Genomic DNA, 6,533 nt, shown 5'->3' with positions numbered 1-6,533 from the left:
GAGGCCATCGCCGATCTTCAGGACGGTGCCGCCATCATGATCAGCGGCTTCGGGGATGCCGGCGCCCCCGCCGAACTGATCCAGGCCGTGGTTGATCATGGTGCGACGAACCTGACGGTCATCAGCAACAACGCGGGCTCTGGCGAGATCGGTATCGCCGCGCTCATCAAGGCGGGACGGGTGCGCAAGGTCGTTTGCTCGTTCCCGCGGATGGCCGCCTCGCATCACTTCGAGCAACGGTATCGCTCCGGCGAGCTCGAACTGGAGCTGGTACCACAGGGGAACCTAGCGGCGCGGATACAGGCAGCGGGATCGGGCCTCGGTGCGATCTACACCCCCACCGGCTTCGGAACGCTCCTCGCGCAGGGCAAGGAAACACGCAACATCGACGGTCGCGACTACGTCCTGGAATATCCGATCCACGCGGATTTCGCGCTTATCAAGGCCGAGCGGGGCGATCGCTGGGGGAATCTCGTCTATCGGAAGGCGGCACGCAACTTCGGCCCCATCATGGCCATGGCCGCGAAATGCACCGTCGCGCAGGTCGGCCATATGGTGCCGCTCGGAGAGATCGATCCCGAAACGGTCGTGACACCCGGCATATTCGTGAAGCGCGTCGTTCAGATCGGCGCCGCCCCCGTCGTCGTCGCTGCCGCCTGAGGAGTCTGCCAGACATGCAACGAATGAGCCGTGAAGCGATTGCCCAGCGGGTGGCGCAGGACATTCCGGAAGGAGCCTATGTCAATCTTGGCATCGGGGCGCCGACGAAGGTCGCCGACTTCCTGCCTCCCGATCGCGAAATCTTCCTTCACAGCGAGAACGGCATCCTCGGCATGGGCCCCGCACCCATGGCGGGCCAGGAGGACTGGGATCTCATCAATGCGGGCAAGCAGCCCGTGACGCTGCTGACTGGCGGCTGCTTCTTCCATCACGGCGATTCGTTCACGATGATGCGGGGCGGACATATCGACATCTGCGTGCTCGGCGCCTTTCAGGTTTCGGTGCACGGCGACCTCGCAAACTGGCACACCGGAGCGGCGGACGCGGTCCCGGCGGTCGGCGGCGCCATGGACCTGGCGATCGGCGCCAAGCGCGTCTTCGTCATGATGGATCTCTTCACCAAATCGGGCGAAAGCAAGCTGGTTCAGCGCTGCACCTACCCCCTGACCGGGATCGCCTGCGTGTCCCGCATCTACTCCGATGTCGGCGTATTCGACGTGGGCCCGGGGGGCGCTTCGGTCGTCGAGCTCGTGCCAGGGTTAAGCCGCGAAGAGCTTGCCCGCCTGACCGGGGTCGCCTTCGTGCCCGAGCCAGTGGCAGCCTGAACGAACTGACGATGACCATGCACACTTGCTCGTTCACGCCCAGCGAGGAAACCCAGCTCGGCTGCTTCAAGATCGCTGTGCGCGACGACGGTGTGACGCTGGTCACCTTCTCCCGGCCGCCGGTGAATGCGGTGTCGCTGTCAGTCTACGAGGACATCGGGCGCCTGGCCGCATATGTCGAAGCCCATGATCGCGTCCGCGTGCTCGTGATCACCGCGCCGGAGGGCAGCAAGGCCTGGTGCGGCGGCGCGGACCTTCACGAGTTCAAGGGCATGACCGCGCAGCGTCGCCGTGAACGCTATGGCTTCATCAACGAGCAACTGCCGCGCTTCCACCGAATAGAGCGTCCCATGGTGGCGGCGATAAACGGCGCGACGGTTGGCGTAGGCGTCATGCTGGCGGGCATGTGCGATATGCGCATCGCCAGCGAACAGGCGCGTTTTGCCTGTCCCGAAGTGGACTATGGCCTCGTCGGCGGTAGCGCCGGGCTTTTCGCGATGCTGAAGATGCCGGAAGCGAAGGTGCGTGAGATGCTGTATACGGGACGGAGTTTCTCGGCCCGTGAACTCGAGCCGACCGGTTTCTTCAATTATGTGGTGCCTCCGGCGGCGGTCCTGCCGCTCGCCCTGGACCTCGCAAGCGTCATCGCTCGAAAGAGCATGGCGACGCTTCGTGCGCGAAAGCGTCAGTCGCTGTCGCTCGAGGGCCCGGATTGGATGCAGGCCTATCTGGAAGCCCAGGAGGCGTCCTCCTCGCTCGTGGAGGAACCGAGCAGCGAGGCGAACATCCGGCGCGCGCTAAGCGGCCGGTAGCACCTGCGGCGCCAGCGGTCCGGGCGCACGCACCGCCCAGTTTACCCACTGGGGTGACGAAGGGGCCAGAAAGCCGGATACATCTCCCCCTGATTGCAAGCCGACAAATAGTCGGAAATGGCCGGGCGCCAGCCTTGCGCCTGTCGCTGTCCTCCCGCCATCGCCACTCACCGACTCGCTGCCCCGGAACGCAGCCTGACTTTTCCGCGATGACGACGATAGCCGCTCCTGCCGGTTGATAGACATCGAATATGCCCGGACCAATCGCGGCGGACCCCCGAGCCGCAGGCGCGCGGCTTGCCGCATGGCGCGGCCTGCGGCACAAGCGGTTCGTCTGACAGGGGAGCGGAATGAACGGCGGCAAGAGGGGAAAGCCCGCTCACATATCGCTTGCCCGCGATATCGGGGTCGCCATCGTCACCGGCCATTATGCGGTGGGATCGGTGCTGCCGGGTGAGATCGAGCTGGCCGAACGGTCGGGGGTATCGCGCAGCGTGATCCGTGAATCGTTGCGGATATTGTCAGCGAAGGGCCTGGTGGAAAGCCGGCCGAAGGCGGGCACCCGTATCCGCGAGCGGCAGGCGTGGAATCTCCTCGATCCCGAACTGCTCCGCTGGATGTTCGAAGGCGCGCCGCCGGTGTCTTTCGTGCGCAGCCTGTTCCAGCTCCGCCTGATCGTGGAACCCGCCGCCGCCGAATTGGCGGCCGTGGGGCGGACCCCGGCGCAACTCGCCCGCATCGGCCATGCCCTGGAGGAAATGTCGGTCCACGGCCTCGCCAGCGAGGCGGGTCGCGCCGCCGACCAGACCTTCCATGCCGTGATCCTGGAAGCGACCGGCAACGAACTGCTGGTCAGCCTGTCGGCCAGTATCGCCGCCGCCGTCCGCTGGACGACCTATTTCAAGTACCGCGCTTCCCGGATACCGCGCGATCCGCTGCCCGAGCATCAGGCGCTGTTCAACGCGATCGCACGCGGCGATGCCGAGGCGGCGCGCGACGCGACGATGATCCTGGTCCGTCAGGCGCAGGCGGACACCGAACAGGCGATCGACCACGAGGAAGCCCGGCCGTCGACCGGCGTCAGGCAGGCGGGTTGACCGCGCCGGCCCGGCCGGTGCGCGACGCGATCAGTGATTGTCGCGCGGCAGCCCCCTGGTCTGGGCGATCCGCTGATATTTCTCCGCGCCCTCCAGGATTGCGCCGGTATTCATCTGGCCCACCACCGCGCGCTGAATCTCCTGCCAGGGGGTCTGCGCGGCGGGATAGGCGTAGCCGCCGTCCGCCTCCAGCGCCGCACGTCGCGCGGCAAGCTCCTCATCCGAAATCAATACGTCGGCCGTACCCCGCTTCAGGTCGATGCGGACGCGGTCGCCCGTCCTCAGCAACGCCAGGCCGCCCATCGCCGCCGCCTCCGGGCTGGCGTTGAGGATCGACGGGCTGCCGCTAGTCCCCGACTGGCGCCCGTCACCGATGCAGGGCAGCGCGTGAATCCCCTCGGTGATGAGATAGGCGGGCGGGCGCATGTTCACGACTTCCGCCGCGCCCGGATAGCCGATCGGACCGGCGCCGCGCATGAACATCAGCGTGTCCGGCGTGATCCCCAGCGCGGGATCGTCGATGCGGTGGTGGTAGTCCTCCGGCCCGTCGAACACGACCGCCGGCCCTTCAAAGGCGTCGGGATCGTCGGGGTTGGAGAGATAGCGATCGCGGAATTCGGGACCGATCACGCTGGTCTTCATGATCGCGGCGTCGAACAAATTGCCTGACAAGACGATGAAGCCCGCATTATCCTTCAGCGGCCGGTCGAACGGGCGAATGACCTTGTCGTCCTCGATCACGGCGTCGCGGCAATTGTCCCCCATGGTGCGGCCGTTGACGGTGAGGGCATCCTCACGGATCAGCCCCTCGCCCATCAGCTGGCTGACCACCGCCGGCACGCCGCCGGCGCGATAATAATCCTCGCCCAGATATTCGCCGGCGGGCTGAAGATTGACCAGCAGCGGCACCTTATGGCCGGTTTCCTGCCAATCCTTCCAGTCCAGTTCCACCCCCGCGTGACGCGCGATCGCCTGCAGGTGGATGGGCGCGTTGGTGGAGCCGCCGATCGCCGAGTTGACGACGATGGCGTTGAGAAAGGCGTCGCGGGTCATGATGTCACTGGGCTTCACATCCTCCGCCACCATCTCGACGATGCGCTTGCCGGTGCGCCACGACACCTCCTGACGGTCACGATAGGGCGCGGGGATCGCCGCCGATCCGGGCAGGCTCATGCCCAGTGCCTCGGCCAGCGAGTTCATCGTCGTCGCCGTGCCCATGGTGTTGCAATAGCCGGTCGACGGCGCGGAGGAGGCGACGAGGCGGATAAACTCGGCATCGTCGATCTCGCCGGCGGCGAGCAGTTGCCTTGCCTTCCAGACGATGGTGCCCGACCCGGTTCGCTCACCCTTGTGCCAGCCGTTGAGCATCGGCCCGACCGACAGCGCGATCGCCGGGATGTTGACGGTGGCCGCCGCCATCAACGCGGCGGGCGTGGTCTTGTCGCAACCGATCGTCAGCACCACGCCATCGAGCGGATAGCCGTATAGCACCTCAACCAGGCCCAGATAGGCGAGGTTGCGGTCGAGGCCCGCCGTCGGCCGCTTGCCCGTTTCCTGGATCGGATGGACCGGGAACTCGAACGCGATACCCCCCGCGTCGCGGATGCCCTCCCGCACCCGCTCGGCCAGGACGAGCAGGTGGCGGTTGCAGGGGCTGAGGTCGCTCCCCGTCTGGGCGATGCCGATGATCGGCTTGCCCGAGCGCAGCTCCTCCAGGCTGATCCCGAAGTTGAGATAGCGCTCCAGATAGAGCGCGGTCATGTCGATATTGTCCGGGTTGTCGAACCAGGCGCGGCTGCGCAGCTTCTGTGTCACGTGATCAGGCTCCAGGATCAGCGCGCGGTGGAGACGCGGTAGATCATGCGGTGGTGATAGGGCTTGCCAGGATCGACCCGCGCCGAGCCGAAGCCCGGCTGGTTGGGGGTGTCCGGAAACTTCTGGGGTTCGAGCGCCAGCCCGTCGCCCATGCGATAGACATGACCGCCCTTGCCGATCAGCGTCCCGTCGAGAAAATTGCCCGAATAGAATTGCACGCCCGGCTCGGTGGTCAACACCTCCAGCACCCGGCCGGAGGCGGGATCCTCCAGCCGCGCGGCGAGCCGCGGCTCGGCGGTCGCGCCCTTGTCGAGCACCCAATTATGGTCCCAGCCGCGCCCGATCACGATCTGTGGGTCGCGCCCGTCGCGGATCCCATCGCCCAGCAGCCGCCCGCGCGTGAAATCGAACACGGTGCCGGCCACCGCTTTCATCTCGCCCGTCGGGATCAGGGTGGCATCGACCGGGGTGAACCGGCGCGCCGGAATAGTCAGCCGCTGGGCGTAGATGCCGCCCGGCGATCCCTCGCCCGCCATGTTGAAAAGCGCGTGATTGGTCAGGTTGACGACCGTGGGCGCGTCGGTAGCGGCGTCCATGTCGATGGTCAGCGAGCCGCGATCGTCGAGCGCGTAAGCGACGGTGACATCGAGCTTTCCGGGATAGCCCTGATCGCCCGCCGGGCTGGTCAGCGCCATCACCACCCTGGCCTGCGCGCCGCTGGACACAGAGACGATCCGCCACACCCGCTTGTCGAAGCCCTCGGTACCGCCGTGGAGCGTATTGGTCTTGTCGTTGAGCGGCGCCTGATAGCTGCGTCCGTCGAGGGAGAAGCGGCCGCCGCGAATGCGATTGGCATAGCGGCCGATCGTCTGCCCCCAATAGTTCGGTGCTCGCACGTAACTGGCCGCATCGTCATAGCCGAGCGTCACGTCCACCACCTTGCCGTCGCGGCCGGGCACTTCGAACGTCTGCAGCGTCGCGCCCAAGGTCATGATGCGCGCGACCACGCCATTGCCCCCCGTGAGGGTGACCCGCTCGACGCGCGTGCCATCGGGCAGCGTGCCGAACGCCGAGCGCTCTGCCGTCGCGCCAAGCGCCGGGGCGGCCAGGAAAGGCAGTATCGCCACCGCACAACGAAAGATCACGCGAACCGGCTGTTCCAAGATGTTCCTCCCCACACGCACGCGCCATCCGGCCCGCGTCAATTCCGCATTGACCACCGATGGCGCCGAATATAGTCAGACATAAATAAACGAGGCAAGGCATCCATGGCCTGAAACGGCCGATAATCGAAGCCCAGGAGGGGGAAATAGCATGGCGGGTCCGATCGGATCGACGGGAGTGGGGGCGTCGCCGGGTGGCGGAACAGGCGCGGGCGCGTCCTACCGTTCCGCGCTGATGCTGCTTGCCAGCCTGTTCTTCATGTGGGGCTTCATCACCGTCATCAACAACACGCTGCTGCCGCACCTGCGCAGCGTGTTCGA

General features: G+C 66.3%; 6 protein-coding genes and 1 pseudogene. 5 read left to right on the top strand and 2 right to left on the bottom strand.

The genetic code is table 11. The features are described from left to right. From ACFDSW_RS14245 to ACFDSW_RS14230, 4 genes are all read left to right on the top strand, one after another. A partial coding sequence (locus ACFDSW_RS14245; protein WP_375250941.1) for a 3-oxoacid CoA-transferase subunit A occupies nt 1-660 on the top strand: 660 nt, incomplete at its 5' end. A gap of 14 nt (nt 661-674) precedes the next feature. Beyond that, nucleotides 675-1,325: a 3-oxoacid CoA-transferase subunit B gene (locus tag ACFDSW_RS14240; RefSeq protein WP_375250940.1), complete on the top strand. Its 651-nt coding sequence runs from the start codon at nt 675-677 to the stop codon at nt 1,323-1,325. An 11-nt stretch (nt 1,326-1,336) separates the two neighbouring features. Then, nucleotides 1,337-2,137: an enoyl-CoA hydratase/isomerase family protein gene (locus ACFDSW_RS14235; RefSeq protein WP_375250939.1), complete on the top strand. Its 801-nt coding sequence runs from the start codon at nt 1,337-1,339 to the stop codon at nt 2,135-2,137. A gap of 350 nt (nt 2,138-2,487) precedes the next feature. Beyond that, on the top strand, nt 2,488-3,234 hold the full coding sequence (locus ACFDSW_RS14230) for a FadR/GntR family transcriptional regulator (protein WP_375250938.1): 747 nt from the start codon (nt 2,488-2,490) through the stop codon (nt 3,232-3,234). A gap of 30 nt (nt 3,235-3,264) precedes the next feature. On the opposite strand, the gene ACFDSW_RS14225 is transcribed toward ACFDSW_RS14230, so the two are convergent. Both ACFDSW_RS14225 and ACFDSW_RS14220 read right to left on the bottom strand, forming a co-directional pair. After that, on the bottom strand, nt 3,265-5,049 hold the full coding sequence (locus ACFDSW_RS14225) for an IlvD/Edd family dehydratase (RefSeq protein WP_375250937.1): 1,785 nt from the start codon (nt 5,047-5,049) through the stop codon (nt 3,265-3,267). 17 nt (nt 5,050-5,066) lie between these two features. Next, nucleotides 5,067-6,176: an aldose epimerase family protein gene (locus ACFDSW_RS14220; protein WP_375250936.1), complete on the bottom strand. Its 1,110-nt coding sequence runs from the start codon at nt 6,174-6,176 to the stop codon at nt 5,067-5,069. A gap of 187 nt (nt 6,177-6,363) precedes the next feature. Here ACFDSW_RS14220 and ACFDSW_RS14215 point away from each other — a divergent pair. Then, nucleotides 6,364-6,533, top strand: a pseudogene (locus ACFDSW_RS14215) (glucose/galactose MFS transporter); the annotation flags it as partial.

The organism is Sphingomonas sp. (assembly GCF_042091075.1).
In the GTDB taxonomy this organism is placed as follows: domain Bacteria; phylum Pseudomonadota; class Alphaproteobacteria; order Sphingomonadales; family Sphingomonadaceae; genus Sphingomonas.
This window is presented reverse-complemented; position numbering and strand designations above follow the sequence as displayed.